This is a genomic window from Actinomadura sp. 9N407, from assembly GCF_044326315.1.
In the GTDB taxonomy this organism is placed as follows: Bacteria; Actinomycetota; Actinomycetes; order Streptosporangiales; family Streptosporangiaceae; genus Spirillospora.
The window spans coordinates 132,776-150,740 of the sequence record NZ_JBIRAW010000003.1 but is presented as its reverse complement, the minus strand read 5'-3'; the positions used below and the strand labels follow the sequence as shown (position 1 = coordinate 150,740).

17 protein-coding genes are annotated in these 17,965 nt (G+C 69.3%); 8 read left to right on the top strand and 9 right to left on the bottom strand.

The window, feature by feature from the left end:
• Positions 1-69: 69 nt before the first annotated feature.
• The 8 genes from ACH34Q_RS06160 to ACH34Q_RS06125 form a co-directional block, all read right to left on the bottom strand.
• Complete coding sequence (locus tag ACH34Q_RS06160; RefSeq protein ID WP_395981768.1) at positions 70-1,122, bottom strand: pirin family protein; 1,053 nt, start codon at positions 1,120-1,122, stop codon at positions 70-72.
• 223 nt (positions 1,123-1,345) lie between these two features.
• Positions 1,346-2,185 (bottom strand): alpha/beta fold hydrolase, encoded by an 840-nt coding sequence (locus ACH34Q_RS06155; protein WP_395981767.1) that lies wholly within the window; start codon positions 2,183-2,185, stop codon positions 1,346-1,348.
• Positions 2,186-2,384: 199 nt separating this feature from the next.
• Positions 2,385-3,344: a DUF5996 family protein gene (locus tag ACH34Q_RS06150; protein WP_395981766.1), complete on the bottom strand. Its 960-nt coding sequence runs from the start codon at positions 3,342-3,344 to the stop codon at positions 2,385-2,387.
• 193 nt (positions 3,345-3,537) lie between these two features.
• Entirely contained in the window at positions 3,538-4,623 is a 1,086-nt protein-coding gene (locus ACH34Q_RS06145; RefSeq protein WP_395981765.1) for an MBL fold metallo-hydrolase, read from the bottom strand.
• A 25-nt stretch (positions 4,624-4,648) separates the two neighbouring features.
• Positions 4,649-5,764: an NAD(P)-dependent alcohol dehydrogenase gene (locus ACH34Q_RS06140; RefSeq protein WP_395981764.1), complete on the bottom strand. Its 1,116-nt coding sequence runs from the start codon at positions 5,762-5,764 to the stop codon at positions 4,649-4,651.
• 51 nt (positions 5,765-5,815) lie between these two features.
• Positions 5,816-6,541 (bottom strand): flavodoxin family protein, encoded by a 726-nt coding sequence (locus ACH34Q_RS06135; RefSeq protein ID WP_395981763.1) that lies wholly within the window; start codon positions 6,539-6,541, stop codon positions 5,816-5,818.
• 133 nt (positions 6,542-6,674) lie between these two features.
• Positions 6,675-7,394 (bottom strand): ABC transporter permease, encoded by a 720-nt coding sequence (locus ACH34Q_RS06130; protein WP_395981762.1) that lies wholly within the window; start codon positions 7,392-7,394, stop codon positions 6,675-6,677.
• A gap of 37 nt (positions 7,395-7,431) precedes the next feature.
• Positions 7,432-8,310: an ABC transporter ATP-binding protein gene (locus ACH34Q_RS06125; protein WP_395981761.1), complete on the bottom strand. Its 879-nt coding sequence runs from the start codon at positions 8,308-8,310 to the stop codon at positions 7,432-7,434.
• A gap of 193 nt (positions 8,311-8,503) precedes the next feature.
• Between ACH34Q_RS06125 and ACH34Q_RS06120 the strand changes: the two genes are divergently transcribed.
• From ACH34Q_RS06120 to ACH34Q_RS06095, 6 genes are all read left to right on the top strand, one after another.
• Positions 8,504-11,254, top strand: coding sequence for an ATP-binding protein (locus tag ACH34Q_RS06120; RefSeq protein ID WP_395981760.1), 2,751 nt, complete (start codon positions 8,504-8,506; stop codon positions 11,252-11,254).
• A gap of 691 nt (positions 11,255-11,945) precedes the next feature.
• Entirely contained in the window at positions 11,946-12,215 is a 270-nt protein-coding gene (locus ACH34Q_RS06115) for a ferritin-like domain-containing protein (protein ID WP_395981759.1), read from the top strand.
• The gene (locus tag ACH34Q_RS06110; RefSeq protein ID WP_395981758.1) at positions 12,212-12,733 is read left to right on the top strand and encodes an STAS domain-containing protein; all 522 of its coding nucleotides are present in this window, start codon (positions 12,212-12,214) and stop codon (positions 12,731-12,733) included. Before ACH34Q_RS06115 ends, ACH34Q_RS06110 begins: the two co-directional genes overlap by 4 nt.
• Positions 12,734-12,865: 132 nt before the next feature.
• The gene (locus ACH34Q_RS06105) at positions 12,866-13,420 is read left to right on the top strand and encodes a GNAT family N-acetyltransferase (RefSeq protein ID WP_395981757.1); all 555 of its coding nucleotides are present in this window, start codon (positions 12,866-12,868) and stop codon (positions 13,418-13,420) included.
• Between the two features lie 489 nt (positions 13,421-13,909).
• Positions 13,910-14,530 (top strand): hypothetical protein, encoded by a 621-nt coding sequence (locus tag ACH34Q_RS06100; protein ID WP_395981756.1) that lies wholly within the window; start codon positions 13,910-13,912, stop codon positions 14,528-14,530.
• Between the two features lie 431 nt (positions 14,531-14,961).
• Positions 14,962-15,921 carry an LLM class F420-dependent oxidoreductase gene (locus tag ACH34Q_RS06095; RefSeq protein WP_395981755.1) on the top strand — a complete coding sequence of 320 codons (960 nt, stop codon included), beginning with the start codon at positions 14,962-14,964 and terminating at the stop codon, positions 15,919-15,921.
• A 94-nt stretch (positions 15,922-16,015) separates the two neighbouring features.
• On the opposite strand, the gene ACH34Q_RS06090 is transcribed toward ACH34Q_RS06095, so the two are convergent.
• Entirely contained in the window at positions 16,016-16,594 is a 579-nt protein-coding gene (locus ACH34Q_RS06090; RefSeq protein ID WP_395981754.1) for a hypothetical protein, read from the bottom strand.
• Between the two features lie 144 nt (positions 16,595-16,738).
• On the opposite strand from ACH34Q_RS06090, the gene ACH34Q_RS06085 reads away from it, so the two are divergent.
• Complete coding sequence (locus ACH34Q_RS06085) at positions 16,739-17,041, top strand: UTRA domain-containing protein (RefSeq protein WP_395981753.1); 303 nt, start codon at positions 16,739-16,741, stop codon at positions 17,039-17,041.
• A gap of 392 nt (positions 17,042-17,433) precedes the next feature.
• A complete protein-coding gene (locus ACH34Q_RS06080; RefSeq protein WP_395981752.1) occupies positions 17,434-17,955 on the top strand; it encodes an aromatic-ring-hydroxylating dioxygenase subunit beta in 522 nt (173 codons plus the stop codon).
• Positions 17,956-17,965 lie beyond the last annotated feature (10 nt).

The following is a 17,965-nucleotide window of genomic DNA, read 5'->3' as shown; positions in this document are numbered from 1 at the left end:
TGTTCAACTCGGTGGGGGCGGGCACAGCGGTTCGCGTGAACGAGGCGGGGTAAGCGCCGGCCGGGTCGGTCAGCCGTCGAACCGTACGTGGGGTGGGGGGTTCCTCCTCGGCCGCATCCGGACCTGGGGCAGCTCCGGGGCCGGGATTCTCGCCATCCCGTCGCGGTTCCTTCCCGGGCCGCCGTGTCCCACGTACCCTTCGACATGCCCGAACCGCTCGCCGTGGTTCTCCCATTCCTTCCGGTACTGCCTGATCTCCTCCGTCGAGCGGCCCAGGAAGTTCCACCACATGACGATCTCCTCGCCGAACGGGGCACCTCCCAGGAGCATGAGCCTGGCCGGTTCGTCGCCACCGTTGGCGATGCGGAGTGTCTCCGACCCCACCCCGGTGTAGCCCATGGCGTCCTTGGGTACGTGGACGCCTTCGAGCGTGACGGACTCGCCCGCGTCCACCAGGAGACCGTGTTCGAACCCGGGATCGACCTCGAGATCGATCTCAGCGCCGGGGGCGAGCCCGAGTTCGGCCCCCACCAGCGGCGTGTACATGCTCACCGGCGACCGTGAACCCAGAAGCGAACCGAGGAAGACCAGTGCGGACCCTCCGGCGAATTCGACGGGCTCGGGCACGAAACGCTCGAACCCTCGCCTCCCGCTGTGACGGACCTCCTCCGGCAGGGCGAGCCAGAGCTGGACCCCGTGGAGCCGGCCGGTGGCCAGGGCAGAGGTTTCGGAGTGGCAGATGCCGGCCCCGGCCGTCATCAGGTTCATCTCTCCGGGGAGGACGTCCGCGCTGTTGCCGCCGGAGTCGATGTGGGCGATGGCCCCTTCGAACAACCAACTGACCGTCTGCAGCCCGGTGTGCGGATGCGGCGCCAGGTCCATCCCGCCGGTGGCAGCCACGTCGTCCGGCCCGTAACGGTCGACGAGGCACCACGCTCCGATCAACGAACGCTGCCGTTGCGGCAGTGTGCGGTGCACGTTCATCGCGCGCGGCCCACCCAGCGGCACGGCACGGGCGCTGATGATCTCGACCGGGGCTCTGCCCTCGCGTTCCGCCCACGGCCCCGGCAGGTCGCCCTCGGTGCACACGTGGGAAGCCGGGCGAGCCTCTGGGGTGGTCATTGCGGTATCCCTTGCCTTCCTCGCCGACGCACGGATCCATAGATGATCACGGCGACGGCGACCAGCAGCACGATCGACACCAGTGGGCCGAGTCGTTTGCTCATTGCAGTTCTCCGATCTGGCGCGGTACGGCCGTTGGCGGCGCGCGCGTCGGCGGCGGCTCGGTGTCCGCCGGCGAGCTTGCGCCACCGCAGGCCGTCGCGGTGGAGCGCGTCGCCATCGGTCAGCCGAGGAAGGACCGCAGCGCGGCGTTGACGTCGTCGGCGTGTGTCCAGAGCAGGCCGTGCGGGGCGTCCTCGATCTCCATGTACCGCGCCTCGGGCAGGGCCTGACGGAAGCGGCGGGCCGTGGCGTCGATGGGGAGGATGTTGTCGGCGGTGCCGTGCAGGATCAGGACCGGCTTGCCGCTGGCGCGGACCGCCTCGACGTCGGCGCGGAAGTCCTCGAGCCATGAGGAGACGACCGCGTAGGCCGCCACGGGAGCGCTGGAGATCGCGACGTTCCAGCTGCCGGTGACCGCCTCCTGGCTGATCCGGACGCCGAGATTGTCGTCGAGGTTGTAGAAGTCGGAGAAGAACTGCGTGTACCAGGCGTAGCGGTCCCCCTTGGCCGCGGCCTCGATTCCGTCGAAGACCTTCTGCGGCACGCCCTCAGGGTTGTCGTCGCGGGCGACGAGGAAGGGCTCCAGCGAGGCCAGGAACGCGAGCTTGGCGACCCGCTGGTGGCCGTACCGCGAGACGTAGCGGGCGAGTTCGCCGGTACCCATCGAGAATCCGACGAGGATGACGTCGCGGAGGTCGAGGGTCTCCAGCAGGATGTTCAGGTCGGCGGCGAACGTGTCGTAGTCGTAGCCGGACCCGACCTTCGACGACCGGCCGAACCCGCGACGGTCATAGGTGATGACGCGGTACCCGGCGGCGAGCAGCTCACGTGTCTGGAGTTCCCAGCTGTGACCGTTCAGCGGGTAACCGTGAATGAGGACGACGGGCTGACCCGCGCCCTGGTCCTCGTAGTAGAGCTCGACCGTGGTGCTGTTCTCATTCCCGACGGTGATGAATCCCATGGTTTCTTTCCCTTCAAGACGTGATGGCGCGGCTGTTCTGAAATGGCGGCTGCTACTCGGCGTGAGGGCAGATCGAGAAAACGGTCCAGGTAGATCCCCGTTCTCGATGGATGATCTTCCTGTCGATCATCCATCGCCACGATCATTTCCAGCCTAGGAGTGCTGAACCCCTCGGTCGGAGGCCGGCGGCTCGGTGCGGTCAGGCAGCGTCGTTTCCGCGAGGGGCGGAGGTTCCGTGCCACCGCAAGGGGGTGTCCTCCAGCGCCGAGCGGTCCCAGCGTCCGAGGTCGGCGGCGGCTTGGTAGGTGGTGTGGAGGAACTCGGTGACGGCGCGGTCGGGGTCGGGTGCCGCGCGGGCGGCCTCGTAGGGCAGCAGGAACTGCTGGAACTCGGTGCTGAAGTACGCGCCTTCGGGGCCGATCGGCTGGTCGGCGAACCCGTCGGGTGCGGGGTAGGCGTAGGAGTAGAAGGCGCCTTCCTGTCCGCCGCCGGGCCAGAACCCGCAGCTGGACAGTTCCCGGGAGTAGCCCTCGACCATGACCCAGTCCCCGCAGTTGGGGACTCCGCCGGGGTGCGGCGGTGCCGGCCGCCCGGAGAAGCGGGTGCAGGCCAGGTCCATCCCTCCCCAGAAGAAGTGCACGGGGCTGGCCTTGCCGACGAAGTGCGAGCGGAACTCGCCGATCACCCGGTTGGCCTGCAGCAGCTGTCGCCAGAACAGGGCGGCCGCCTCGCCGTCGTAGGAGGCGTGGTGGTGGTCCTCGGCGAAGGGGATCGCCGGCTCGACCTCGTTGGGGTGCGGCCGGATCGGTGCCTGGATCCCGAGCTGGTCGAGCATGGCCAGGATCCGGGTGTAGAACTCGGCGACCGGCATCGGCCGGAGCGGGAGGCTCCGGGTGCCGCCGTCGCTGCTGCGGATCTCGAGCCGGTGGCCCAGGAAGTCGAACTCGATCTCGAAGGCCCCCGCGCGGTGCGGGATGGCCGACGTCGTCAGCCCGCGCGGGCTGACGTACAGGGTCACCTGCCACCAGTGGTTGAGCAGCGGGGTGTGGGCCATCCGGATCTTGCCCACGATCTGGGTCCACATGTGCAGGGTCTCGCGGGTGGGGGTCCAGTCCGAGACCCGCAGGCTCGGCCAACTCGTCGTCTCCGGGGTGGTCATCGGGTCTCGGCTCCTTGTCGCGGCCACACGACGGTGGCCGGGTCGTGGTCTTGGGTGGACCGTTGGTCCGGTGTCACCGGCGGGGTGTCCTGCACGTCCTGGACGATCCGTCGTCATCGGTCTCATGGGCCTCGGACGGTTCCCAGCGCCCAGTGGTCTTGCTGCACGGTGATCCGTCTGCCGGGAGGCGGTCTCAGGCGATGAACGGCGGCGGGTTCGTCCCGCGCAGCCGGTAGCCCGACTGCGGCCGCGGCCGCTCCAGGCGGATGGCCTCGACGACGGTGTAGGCGTGGTACTTGGTCTGGCTGATCACCCCGGCGAGCCGGTCGGACCAGAGCCGGCCGTCGCTCGTCTCCTTCTCCAGGACGTGCTTGACCGTGTAGTTGACCATCGAGTTGATCGCGTTCTCGCTGCCGACCCAGGCCCGGCCGGGGCCGGTCGCGGCCAGGATCTCGTCGAGCCGGTCCGAGCGGCTGAACCGTGCCACTGCGGCCACGCCGCCCTCGTGGATGTCGGCGAAGTACTCGACACAGGTCTTCACCTGCTCGTAGGTGCCGTAGTGCATGTGGTGGCCGCCGATGTAGTAGTCGAAGTCGTACTCGAGGAGCTGGGTGTGGGCCTCGTACCAGGCCCAGATGTTCTGCGAGGCGTCGCAGTGCATGAACGTGGCGCTGCCGGGGCTGACGATGTCGATCGCGGTGAGTACGCGGTGTGCGGGCGCGTGGATGAAGATGTTGCCGGGGCAGTGGTTCTCGCCCTTGTACGCGAGCTCCAGGGTCACGCCGCCGACCGTGAGCGTGTACGTGTCGCGGAAGGTCACCGTGGGCGGCGGGCGGTTCGGGTCGGGGAACCGTTCGAGGAGCTCCTTGGTGATCTCGTGCGCGATGATCTCCACGTCCGGCCCGTAGACCGGGGTCGCTCCGATGTGGTCGGTGTGCCAGTGGCTGTAGATCAGGTGGGTCACCGGCTTGTCGGTGACGCTCTCGATCGCCGCGACCATGTTCTCGCCGATCGTCGGCGGGGCGTCGATCGCGATCACGCCGTCCGCGGTGACCACGAACGCGGCGTCGTAGCCCGCGCTGGTGACCCAGTAGAAGCCGTCCCGGAGCTCCTCGACGTGGTAGTGGTACGTCCGGAAGTGCTCGGTGTCGAGGTAGGGCGGGTAGTACTCCGGCGGGTCGAGCGGGTCGTCGAGGTTGGCCGGGAAGCCGTAGTTGTCGATCCCGAAGAAGCCGGCTTCGTCGGTCGCCGCGATCGGCCGTTGGGTCTTGTCGCACATGGTCGCGAGGTCCTTTCCGAGGGGATCAGCGGGGGAACCGGAGCACGGCCTTGACCACGCGTCCGGCAGCGGCGTCATCGAACGCCTGGTTGATGTCGTCGGAGTCGTAGGGGGTGACGAGCCGGTCGATGGGGAAGCGTCCGGCCCGGTAGAGGTCGGCCAGTGTGGTGAGGAACAGCGGCGAGACGGCGTCGCCCTGGGCGATGCCGTGCACCGAACGCCCGAGCGCGAGCTGCGGCGAGGTGACCACGCCGCCGGCGCCCTGCTCGAACGTCACGATCCCCACCCGTCCCCGCGGGGCGAGCGAGTCGACGGCCGCGGTCAGGTTCTCCGCCCTGCCGCTGGTCTCCAGCACGATGTCCAGACCACGGGGCGTGACGTCCCGCAGTGTCGCGGACAGGTCGACGGTGTTCCGGACGTCGATCACGTGGGTCGCTCCGAGGTCACGGGCGAGGTCGAGGCGGGTCGCGTCGACGTCGACGGCCACCACGGCCCGGGCCCCGACCACGTTCCCCGCCATGACCGCGGCGAGCCCCACCGCGCCGACCCCGATGACACCGATCGACACGCCGGGTGAGGCCGAAAAGGCCTGGAGCACGGTGCCCGCGCCGGTCTGCAGCCCGCACCCGAGTGGGGCGGCGAGCTCGAGCGGGATGTCCGACGGGATCTTCACGGTGTTCCGCCGGTGGGTCAGTGCGTGCGTGGCGAACGACGACTGGCCGAAGAAGTGGCCGTGCAGCTCGGCTCCCGTTCGGTGCAGCCCCTGGGTGCCGTCCAGCCGGGCGGCGGCGAAGTTCGCCTCCCAGGCCAGGTCGCAGTAGGCGGGGTGGGCGGAGACGCACGACGGGCACCGGCCGCAGGAGTGGTAGCTCAGGACCACGTGGTCGCCCGGTTCGAGGCCGGCGACCGCCGAGCCGACCCGCTCCACGACGCCGGCGCCCTCGTGACCGAGGACGACCGGGAGCGGGACCGGCATCTGCTGCCGGCGGACGTGGGCGTCGGTGGCGCAGATGCCGGTCGCGACCATGCGGACCAGCACCTCGTCCGGGCGCGGGTCGTCGATCTCGATGTCCTGCCAGACGAACGGGCCTTCCTTCTCCTCGAGGACTGCGGCGCGGGCCGAGTGGCGCAAACGGGTCACGGGTGACTCCTGGGGTTTCTGACGATCGGATCCGGAACCCGCCGGAGGCGGTCAGCGGTACTCGGGATTGGCGGCGTCGGGGTGGGAACCGGCTTCCCAGGCCGTGCGCTGGTTTCCGTAGGCCGGGATCCCACCGGCGCGGCGGATCATCGACGCGCTGTGGAGCAGGTTGTAGGTCATGAACGTGATGTTGCGGTTGGTGAAGTCGTTGTCCGGGCCGCCGGAGCCCTCGTCGAGGTAGGAGGGGCCGGGGCCGACCTCGCCGATCCAGCCCGCGTCGGCCTGGGGCGGGACGGTGAACCCGATGTGTTGCAGGCTGTAGAGGATGCTCATCGCGCAGTGCTTGAGGCCGTCCTCGTTGCCGGTGATCAGGCAGCCACCGACGCGCCCGTAGTAGGCGTACTGGCCGCGCTCGTTGAGCACGCCGGAGTAGCCGTAGAGCCGCTCGATCACCCGGCGGGTCACCGAGCTGTTGTCGCCGAGCCAGATCGGTCCCGCGATGACCAGGATGTCGGCTGCCAGGACCCGGGGGAGCAGTACGGGCCATTCGTCGGTGTCCCACCCGTGCTCGGTCATGTCCGGGCGGACGCCGGTGGCGATGTCGTGGTCGACGGCGCGGATCTGGTCCACGGTGACCCCGTTGGCCTCCATGATCGACACGCTGCGGTCGATCACGCCCTGGGTGTGGCTGCGGCCGGGGGAGCGAATGAGGGTGCAGTTGATGTACATCGCGCGCAGCCCGGTGAAGTCGGGCTTGTCGATCAGCGAGGCGGTCATGGGGTCCTTCCGGGTGATCGATCGTGCAGCCGGCGTGCGGGCTCAGGGCTGATGCGTTCTCGGATGGTGATAGGGCCTGCGGATGCCCTGCGGTGCCGTCATGCGGCGCCGTGATGGTCGGCGGACGTCAGGCTCATCGGCGCGGCTCCCAGCGGAAGAGCCGGACGGCCAGTGCGACGGCGACGAGAACCCAGGCCATGGTGATCGCCAGTAGGGGCAGGGACTCGGCGAGGGGGACGCCGCCGTTCCAGGCGTTGACGACCAGTTCGGTGGCCGCGCCTCCGGGAAGCAGCCGCTTGAGCAGGGCGAGGTCCTCGGTGCCGGTGATTCCCACCCAACTGGCCACCGCGATCACGGACAGGCTCACCGGCAGGGTGGTCACCTGGGCGTGCTCTGGGGAGTTCGTGAGTCCCACGGTGGCCAGAGCCAGGGCGACCAGCATGGCCGTCGTCGCCAGGATCGCGACCGCGAGGAGCGGGATCTGAGCCGGTCCGGTGGCGACCACACCCAGCACGATCAGGATCGCGACCGCTTGGATGAGCGCGATGACGGTGACCGGCAGGACCAGCCCGGCGAGGATGTCCGCGTCGCCCGCGGCGGTGGAGCGCAGCCGCTTGAGGAAGAGGGTCTGCCGGCGCGAGGCCAGCGTGGTCACCGCCGTGATGTACAGCCCGAAGGCCAGCACGGTGAACATCACGATCGCCGCGATGTAACCGAGGCTGCCGAGATCGGAGAACACCTCGTGCTGGTGGACGAAGTAGCCGCTGACGGCGACCGGGATGACGAGACCGGTGACCAGGACCAGCCGGTTCCGGAAGATCTGGATCATCTCACTGCGAGCGATCTCCAACATGCTGGTGGTTCCTTTCGCGGCAGAGTGCCGTGTGGGTTCAGGCACTGCTGATGGCGCGGAAGACGTCGTCGAGGCCGGTCGGGCCGGCCTGCAGGTTTCGCAGCTCCACCCCGGCGTCATGCGCCCACCCCAGCAAGCGGTGGAGGTCGTCCTGCAGGGTGAAGGTCTCGATGTGGAAGGCCCCGTTGAGCGCACCCACGGTCGGCGGCTCGGGAGCGCCGGGTGGAAGCGCGAACGTGATCACCGACGGCAGGGTCTGTGTCAGCTCCGCGACCGTGCCTTCCCGATGGAGCGTGCCCTGGTGCATGAGGCCGATGCGGTCGGCGCGCTGCTGGGCCTCCTCCAGGTAGTGGGTGGTGAGCACGATCGTGGACCCCTCATCGCGCAGCCTGTCGACAGCGGCCCAGAGGGCGTCGCGGGACTGGATGTCCAGCCCGGTGGTGGGCTCGTCGAGGATGACCAGCTCGGGCCCGCCGTACACGGCGGTGGCGAAGTCCAGGCGGCGCTTCTCGCCGCCGGACAGCTGGGAGACCCTGGTGCTCGCCTTGCGGGTGAGGCCCGCGATGCCGAGCACCCGGTCCACATCGTCGCGTCTCCCGCTCAGCGTGCCGATCAGGCCGACCGACTCCCGCACCGTCAGGTCCGGGGAGAAGCCGCTCTCCTGCAGCATGATGCCCATCCGCGGCCGCACCGCGCGCCGATTCTGCGGGCTCGTACCGAAGATCCGCACCGTGCCGGAGGCGGACCGGCGGTGACCCTCGACCACCTCCAGGGTGGACGTCTTGCCGGCTCCGTTGGTGCCCAGCAACGCGTAGAACTCGCCGCGCGGCACGTGGAAGGACAGGTCACGGACGGCGGCGAAGTCACCGTAGGTCACGTTCAGACCTTCGACGTCGATGACGGGAGTGGCGGGCATGGTGTTTCCTTTCGTGGCAAGGTGCCGTGCCGGTTCGTGCCGTGTCATCAGACTCGCGCCGGGCGCGTTGCCTTCGCGTCGGTGGAAAACCCGATGCCTTTCGCCGGTCAGCACACCCACGTTCCGAAGCCGGACCCGGTGGGCTACGGTTCGCATGGGTGAGATCTACTTAATTTGGTGCGAACCCGAAGGAGTGAAGCTGACGGATCTCTTAGGCCGGCGTGCGGAGCGCGAGGCGGTCGAACAACTGCTCACGCAGGCACGGGCCGGGCGCAGCGGGACGCTTGTGCTGCGCGGGGAAGCCGGCATCGGCAAGACCGCCTTGCTCGAGTACGCCCGCGAGGCCGCGTCCCCCTCGGGCTTCCGGGTGGAGAGCTCGGTCGGAGCGGAGTCCGAGGCGCAGTTCGTGTTCGCGGGCCTGCACCAGCTGTGCGCGCCGCTGCTGGGCCGCGCGGACGTGCTGCCCGATCCTCAGCAGGCCGCCCTGGGTGTGGCGTTCGGTTTGAGGGCCGGTGCCGCGCCGGATCGCTTCCTGGTCGGGCTGGCCGTCCTCAACCTGCTGGCCGAGGTCGCCGAGGAGGGGCCTGTACTGTGCCTGGTCGACGATGCGCAGTGGCTGGACGAAGCGTCCGCTCAGGTCCTGGCGTTCGTGGCACGGCGGGTGGAGGCTGAGCGGGTGGCGTTGGTGGTCGCGGTGCGCGACTCCGACGAGAGTGACGTCGAGCAGTTCGCCGGGTTGCCAGAACTGCGCCTGGACGGGCTCGGAGACAGCGACGCCCGGCTGTTGTTGACCGCCGGCGTGCACACACCGCTGGATGACGCCGTGCGCGAGCGGATCCTCGCCGAGGCGCGCGGCAACCCGCTGGCGCTGCTGGAACTGCCCCGAGGCGCACCCCCGGCGAAGTTGGCCGGAGGGTTCGAGCTGCCGGATGCGCTGAGCGTTCCTCGCCGCGTCGAGGACGGCTTCCAACGCCGATCGGCCGGCCTGCCCGCCGAGGCGCGGCTGCTGTTGCTGGTCGCGGCGGCCGATCCGACCGGCGATCCGGCGCTGCTGTGGCGCGCCGCGGAACGGCTGGGGATCGATCCCGAGGCGGCCGCGCCGGCGGAAGCGGCTGGGTTTCTCCAGATCGACACCCTGGTGCGGTTTCGTCATCCGCTGGTGCGCTCGGCGGTCTACCTGGCCGGCACGCCCCCGGATCGGCGCCGCGTGCACGGCGCGCTGGCCGCCGCCACCGACCCGGTGTCCGACCCCGACCGGCGCGCCTGGCACCACGCTCAGGGGGTGCTGGGCACCGACGAGCAAGCCGCCGCGGAGCTGGAGCGCTCTGCCGGCCGGGCCCGTGCACGCGGCGGGTTGGCCGCTGCGGCCGCGTTCTTGCAGCACGCGGCCGAGCTGACCCCTGATCCCGCCGCCCGTGCCACGCGGGCACTCCAAGCCGCGCACGCCAAGCACGACGCCGGCGCGTCCGAGGCCGCCCTGGAACTGCTGGCCGTCGCCGCGACCGGGCCACTGGACACCCTGCAACACGCCCGGCTCGAGCTGCTACGCGCCCAGATCGCGTTCCACCTGACGCGAGGCAGCGACATGCCGGGGATGCTGCTCGACGCCGCCAAGACACTCGCCCCACTGGACCCGACGCTGGCCCGCGAGACCTACCTACACGCGCTTGATGCCGCGGTCCACGCCGGTCACCTCGTCCGCGGCTGCGGGTTGGCCGAGGCGGCCGAAGCCGCCCACGGCGCGCCCTCACCACCGGCGCCGCCGCGGCCGGTCGATCTGCTGCTGGACGGGCTGGCCACGAGGTTCACGCAAGGGTTCGAGGCGAGTGTTCCCACTCTGCAGCGGTCACTGGCGATGCTTCTTGACCACGAATCCCGAGTCGACGACGACGACCGCCGCTGGCTGTGGCTGGCCTCCCATGTCGCGGCGATGCTTTGGGATGACGAGGCACTCTACGTACTGGCCGACCGCGCGGTCCGGCTCGCCCGCGAAGCCGGCGCGCTGTCCACGCTGCCCGCCGCGCTCAACGCCGTCGCCTCGATACGCGTGCTCGCCGGTGAGCTCGCCCGTGCCACCGAGCTGGCCGCCGAAGAGGCCGCGATCACGCGGGTGACCGGGGCCCCGCCGCTGCCGAACGCCCGGCTCATGCTGGCCGCCTGGAGTGGCCGGCAGCCCGAAACGTTGGAACTGTACGCAGCCATGGTCAAGGAGGCGACGGAGCGGGGTGAGGGCGCAACGGTCGCCCTGGCCCAGGCCACGCTGGCAGCGCTGCACAACGGCCTGGGCAACTACGACGACGCTCTCGCCGCCGCGACACCGCCTTGCGAGCACGACGACTTGGCGTACAGCAGCCTGGCCCTTCCCGAGCTCGTCGAAGCGGCAGTTCGCGCCGGTGAGCCGGAGCGTGCGGCAGCCGCGCTGGAGCGGCTCAGCTCCCGGGCCCGCGCCAGTGGGACGGACTTCGCGCTGGGACTGGCCGCGCGATCGCGTGCCCTGACCACCGCTGGTCCTGCCGCCGAGGAGCACTACCGCGAGGCGATCGTACGGCTCACCAACTGCCGGTGGGCCGTCTTCCTCGCCCGCACCCACCTCGTCTTCGGCGAGTGGCTGCGCCGCGAGGGGCGCCGCCAGGACGCCCGTGAAGAGCTCCGCACCGCCCATCGGCTGCTGTCGGACATGGGCATGGAGGCGTTCGCCGAGCGCGCCGCCCGCGAGTTGCGCGCCACCGGTGAGCATCCCCGCAAGCGGACCGCCCATCCGACCGACTGCCTCACCGCCCAAGAGCTGCACATCGCACGGCTGGTGGCCACCGGGGCGACCTCCCGGGAGGTCGCGGCGCAACTGTTCCTCAGCCCTCGCACGATCGAAGCCCATCTCCGCAGCATCTTCCGCAAGCTGGACATCACCTCCCGCCGGCAGCTCAGAGAACTGCCGCTTCCCTGACCAGACAGGAAGACCACGGTCAGAAGCTCCGCATGACAATCGCCAAGTAAAAGGTGGCGAGGGGCCCCGACCAGGCCCGGTCCCGTTCCGACGTGCAATCCGGACGCCGGACCCGTTCGGGTAGACCGGGCTAGGTAATTCTCCCTGACGCGAACGAGCGTCTGCTGCACCAGTCTGGGGACACTGCAGCGCTCTGAAGCGAAAGGAACGTCGTGTTCGCCAGTCCCGCATCGAAGTCGATGAACTCAACGTGGGTTTTAACGACCTCTGGCCCGACGAGTATCCGGCCTTCCACGTGATGACGACTTGTCACAGCACCGAAACAGAAGCCTCAACAAACCTTCCGAACGACGGCCGGCGGCACCGGGGCTGGTGATCGGAAATGGGGGAGCGGGGTGGCGGGCCGCGATCGAGCTCGCCGAACGTGGCGTAGGAGTCCTGGCGGCACTCCCGACGGCGGCGTCTGGCCGGACCTGTAGCAGCCACCTCGCGAAACGATCATGACGTGGCCGCCGCGCGTCCACCAGACCCTCCCCTCGCTCATGCGCCATGTCTCCTCCGACCGAAAGCTCGTGGAGTAGAGGCGCGCCGAACGCGAATCCGTCGCCTGTGATCCGCTGACGGGACCGTCCCATCACCCGACGCCTGAATCGAGAGGCCCATGAACCACCGAGAACCGTCGGCGATCACCATGACCACCGCACCGGTGGGAGCCGTATCGCTCGCCGAACTGCGCGACCACCTCCGGCGGGCGATCGAACTGGAGCACGCGACCTTGCCTCCGTACCTGTGTGCGCTCTGCTCCCTCGCCCTTGAACGCAAGCCCGAAACCGTCGATGCGGTACGCGGTGTCCTCGCCGAGAGGATCTTGTGCATCGTTGTCCGGGATCGCGGCTCCCGCATCGCCCGCGGCTCGGCGGGCGGCGACGTGCTCGTCTGGCCGATCAAGGAGATGACATGACCGAGCGGGCCGTCGAGTGCCCCTTCGTTCCGGTGAACGGCGGCGGTGGCCGTTCACGGGGCTGGGACGACTCGGGCTTCGTGGTCGAGGGCGTGCGGGTGCGCAGCGCCCTGCTGCGCCTGGACGGCGTTTTCGAGCCGCCGTACCTGGTCGTCGACGGGGAGATCGACATCAGCACGCTCGACGCTTTCACCGCCGCGCTGTCGAGCATGCTCGAACGCGGATCCGGTGACGTGTGGATCGACGTGGAGAAGCTGGGCTTCATCGATGTCGGCGGATTGCGTGCCCTGGCCGCCGCCGCGTGCCGGCTGCAGATTCAGGATCGGCGGCTGGTACTGCGCTCGGTCGCGCCCCATCTGGTCAAGCTCATGGATCTGGTGGGGTGGAGCCAGATCCCCAACCTGCTCATGATCACGCGCGAGACGGGGCTTTCGTCCAGCGGTACTCAGGCCCGGCCACGCGACCGTGGACAACCCCAGGGCCGGCTCGCCACCGGCGATGACGTCGAGATCCCGTAATCAAGAGGACCTGGAGCCATGGAAGCGCTCGACCACGATCGGACTCCCGTTGCTCCAGGAGCTCGCATCTCATGACGACGGACAGAGGTCCAATCTGCGGATATCCCGCCTGGCCAGAGGAGATGAGACGAGATGGCGGACGAGTTGGCTTCCGAACGCCTCGTTCTGCGGTCGTGGACGGCCGACGACGCCGAGGCCGCGCTGGGCGTCTACGGCACTGCCGAGGTCGCGCGCTGGCTCACCCCGGCGATGGATCGAGTGCCGGACCTGGCGGCCATGCGCTCGGTGCTGGAGCGGTGGATCGCCGAAGGTCAGGGGCTGATCGTACCCGGCGGTCGCTGGGCGATCGAGAGCCTCGCGACCGGGGAGCTGGTCGGGGGCGCGACGCTGTTGCCGCTGCCACCGGACGAGGCGTACGAGATGGGGTCGCAACTCCGGCCCGGGGCGTGGGGCCGCGGCTACGCCACTGAGGCCGGAGCGGCTCTGGCGCGGTGGGCGTTCGCCCAGGGGGTGGAGGAAGTGATCTCACTCGTTCGGCCGGCGAACAAGCGCGCGGCCGCGACGGTCGAGCGGATCGGTATGGAGTGGGTCGGCGTCACGGACAAGTACCACCGGCTGCGGCTTCAGGAATACCGCCTGCGCCCCGGCGACCTGCTGCCGGATCTTCGAGGCGAGCGCGCCGGCTGAGGTCGTACCGTCCCTCGACGGAGTCTTCGCCTCGTGGAGGCCCGGCTGATGCGAGACCCCCACAAGGACCATTGGTTCGTGTCCGAGGTCCGACACGGCGAAGCGGCCGACGGCCGGCGGATCATGATTTCGCCTGCTTCCTCCTGGACCAGGAGGCTCGATTCCACCGCCACTGCTGGGGCTCAGCCACAGCATCGGGACTGCCGCGCTCCTGGTCACCGAGCACCACCGGCCCGATGACGTCTGGCTTCTCCGGGAGGCCATCGTCACCAGCAGCGGGACAATACCTTGGGCCACCTACTCCAGATCCCAGAGGCAACCGCCGAAGACGTCGCCGCTCTCATCTTGCCGAGGAGGGGGTATATCCCTCACGAATTACAAGCTCCCTATCGCGGTCACCTCTTGTGGCTGTGGCGGAAAGCCCGACCTTGCCCGGAGTTCGCAGCGAGGAGTCATGGGCCGCGAAGGGCCGCGGACATAATGGGTGGCATGGGACAGGCCCAGGTCCATCGTCGGCGGAGCGCGGTGTGGCATGTCCTTGGGTATGTGAGCCTGGTCGCGGTGACCGGTGCCGCGGCCGTCGTTCTGCTCCCGCTCTCCGTCTACCTCGGGGACGACTGGTTCTACGATCCGCAGGACGACACCGAACGGCTGGCGGCATGGCGCGGTGCGGCCGTCATGGGCGTTACCGCCGGCAGCGAGGTCGGGTACCTGTGCGCTCTGGTGGCCGGCATGCTCGCCGCGCGGGTCAGGCCCGAGCCGCGGCGCGCTGGTCTCCTCACGGCGGTCGGGGCCGGTGCCGGGCTCGCGGTGGTGAACGTGACGGTGGCCTGGCTCGGGGCGGTACCTCGCCTGCATGAATGGCGGGAGCAGATGACCAACGTCAGCTCCCTCGCGTTTCTCGATGCGGATCTGTGGGACCACGGCCCCGTCTATGCCGCCATCGCGCTGGTCGCCATCGCGTTCCTGATCGCCGCGAGCATGGGATTCGGTGTCGCCCTGGTGAAGCCACCGGCGCTCAAGATGGTCGTGGTCGTGGCCGTGCTGACGGTGTCCGTCGTGTTCGCGCCCATCGCCCACTACATGATGCCGATGGTGATCGTTCCGTAACGGGGTCTTAAGGGCTATCCGGCCCGGACCAGCGCATCAGCGTCGCCCTTTCCGGCACGCCCTCACCCCCGGCTGGCCAGCTAACGCGCGGAACGGCCCCGAAGGTCGTTATCAGTCCGGTGAAGCTGATCCCCGACCCAGGCGCACATCGCTTCTCGGGTGGTGTCTCCCGGCGACTCACATCGGGTGCGGACCGACGCCTCTGACCGGCCGCCCCCGGTTCACCGAGATCCCTTTTCCTGGCGCCATCCCCGGAGAGCCGAACGTGCCGGGCTGTGGGTTTGCTTCGTCCCGGACGACCGGGGGAGTCGTGGCTGGTGACGGGCTGCTGGGAGCCGGCGGAGAAATTCTTTGCCGCGCGTGGAGGTCTGCGCTGTCCCGTCGGGGGATGGCTCCGGCGATGTGAATCGATCGAGGGAGGAACCGGCCAGATGCCGATGTTCGGGTATTTCCTGTCTTGTGAGGAACACCGCCCCGAGGAGCTGATCCGGCAGGCGCGGCTGGCCGAGGAGGCCGGGTTCGAGGCGCTGTGGATATCGGACCATTTTCATCCCTGGACCGATGAGCAGGGGCAGAGCCCGTTCGTCTGGTCGGTGATCGGTGCCCTGTCGCAGGCGGTGTCGCTGCCGGTCACCACCGCCGTGACCTGCCCCACCGTGCGGATCCATCCGGCGATCATCGCGCAGGCCGCCGCGACCAGCCAGGTGATGCTCGACGGCCGTTTCCGGCTCGGTGTCGGTACCGGCGAAGCCCTCAACGAGCACATCCTCGGTGACCGCTGGCCCAGCGCCGCCGAACGCCTGGACATGCTGGCCGAGGCCGTCGAGGTCATCCGGGCGCTGCTGGGCGGCCACCAGATCTCCCACCACGGCCGGTACTACACCGTCGACACCGCACGCCTGTACACCCTGCCCGAGACTCCGCCGCCGATCCATGTCTCGGGCTTTGGCCCCAAGTCGGCCGCCGCGGCCGGGCGGATCGGCGACGGCTTCATGACCAGCAAGCCCGATCCCGATCTGATCCGAGCGTTCCGCGACGCCGGCGGTGAGGGCAAGCCGCTGATGGCCGGCTTGAAGGCCTGCTGGGGGCCCGATGAAGCACAGGCGGTCAAGACCGCGCACCGGCTGTGGAAGAACGAGCAGATCCCCGGCCAGGCCGGCCAGGAGTTGCCGCTGCCGGCGCACTTCGCGCAGGTCGCACAGCTGGTGCCCGAGGACACCGTCCGCGACGCCGTCCCGTGCGGACCGCAGGTCGACCGGCACCTGCAGGCCATCCGGCCCCTGGTGGACGCCGGCTTCGATGAGATCTACATCAACCAGATCGGCCCCGAGCCCGACGGCTTCTTCGACTTCTACCATCGCGAAGTGCTTCCCCGGCTCCGCGGCCACTGAGCCGAACCGGTCATGTCATGACGGTGACGTGGAGGAGTTGGTAGGCGAGCGGCGGGCCGCCTGTGGCGATGTCGATCCCGACCTCGATCACCGCTCAGAGCGCGATGACCAGGAAGCCCATGATGGCGGCTAGGACCACGAAGCTGATCGCGCACCCGATCAGGGTGCCGTGGCGCCAGCTCCACGGCACCAGGCTGGGAGGCATCCTGCCAAGTTCGGAGACGGTGAGGCCATGGTCGGGGCGGCTGCAGGGCAGCCCGAGCGCGTCCACCAACCGGTCGAGGTCGCCGGTGGTGAACCCTTCGCCGTACACCATGATGAGCAGGTTGCCGTGCGCATCGAGCACGAACAGGGCCTCGTTGGACGCCTGTGGCGTAAGGATGGCCGCGCGGACCACCCTGGCGGCGTGTGCGCGAGACCGGCGCCGCCGCACGAGCAGGCCTTTCACGATGATCTCGTGCTCGGTCAGGATGATCCTGGAGCGGAGCCCGCTCCCGACCAGCACGACGATCACCACTGCCCACATGGCGGGCGATAACCGGACCGCCGCCTGGACGGAGACGGGCGCGATGCCCACACCCAAGGCCACGGCACCCACCGTCGCGGCGGCCAGCTTCTGCCAAACCACCCAGCGGTTCTTCCGAAGTACCAGATCACCCTGCGCCTGGCGCATGCGAGCACCGACCTTTCGCCGACCCCTTATGCAAATCTTCCCAGACCACTGAGCGCCCCACTGGTTCAGAGGCAGTCTCAGCTTGCCGTTTAACTCAGGGCGGCGTAGTGGTCCAGGTACCGGCGTTCTAGGAGTGCACGACGAATGCCTCGGTGGAGGGCCGTAGGTAGAGGTACCAGGAGGCGTAGTCCTGCTGGCAACTTCTACCAGCTCCTGCGGCCACGGTACGAGGTCGTCGTCAACGACGCCGTCCAGACCCTCGAACCTACGGTCTGCGACGAGGACGAGGCCCGGCTCCTGACCGTCCCCCTGCACGCCCCGGCCATGCTCGTCGAACGCACCACCCGCGACACCACGGGCCGAACCGTCGAATTCGCCCGCTGCATCTACCGCGGTGACCGCTACCGCATCTCCTCGCACCTCCAGTTCGACACGTCCTCGGGCTAGCACCGGCCCCTGTCCTCTGAGCCACCCGATGAGGCGCTGCGGAGGGCAGTCGGCCGGCTCGGCGACCGTGAGCGTCTCCGCTGCTACTCCGTACCCACCCGTCGGTATCGGACATCCTGGTCACCAGCCACGCAGGCTGGGTTCCCGGACGAGCAGCCGGATACGCCCGACGACGTCGCCCACGGCCCCCCTGCGGCGCTGCCACCTGTAACTGCTCAGCCCGGCGCCACAGACCAAGGCCTGGAGATCGTAGCTACCGCGCATGCCTCGGCGGAGGCATGCGAAGTCTGCTCGGCGGCTGGGTGGAGTTTTGCGAGACGTTTGGCATTGGGGTCTTGTCAGGCGGGAAAAGTGTATGCAAAAGTGTGTGCACCTTCAGGAGGGAGGCCGCTGTGGCGGTAGCCGGGGTCAGAGCGCAGGTCGGTGGCGCGCTCCACAACGAGGTCGTCGAATGGCTGAACACCGAGGCCGAACTGCTGGACGACTATCGGGAACGGGAGTGGCTGGAGGGCATGGTCAGCCGCGACGTGGTGTACCAGGTGCCGCTCCGCCAGACGGTCGAGCGGGCGCGCGGCACCGGGTTCCTCCCGGGAACGTTCCATCTGGACGAGACGTACGGGTCCCTGCACAGCCGGGTGGCGCGCAACGAGACCGCGTACGCCTGGGCGGAGGACCCGCCCTCCAGGATTCGGCACTTCGTCACCAACGTCCGGGTCACCGAGGACGACGGGGTACGGGTGCGCAGCAACCTGCTGATCTTCCGGACGCGGCAGGACCAGACACAGCCGCAACTGCTGTCGGGCGAGCGCCGGGACGTGCTGCGGCGCGAGGACGGCGTGCTTCGCCTGGTACGGCGGGAGGTCCTGCTGGACCTCACCGTGATCGGCACCCACAACCTTTCCATCTTCTTCTGAGAGGGGCGCG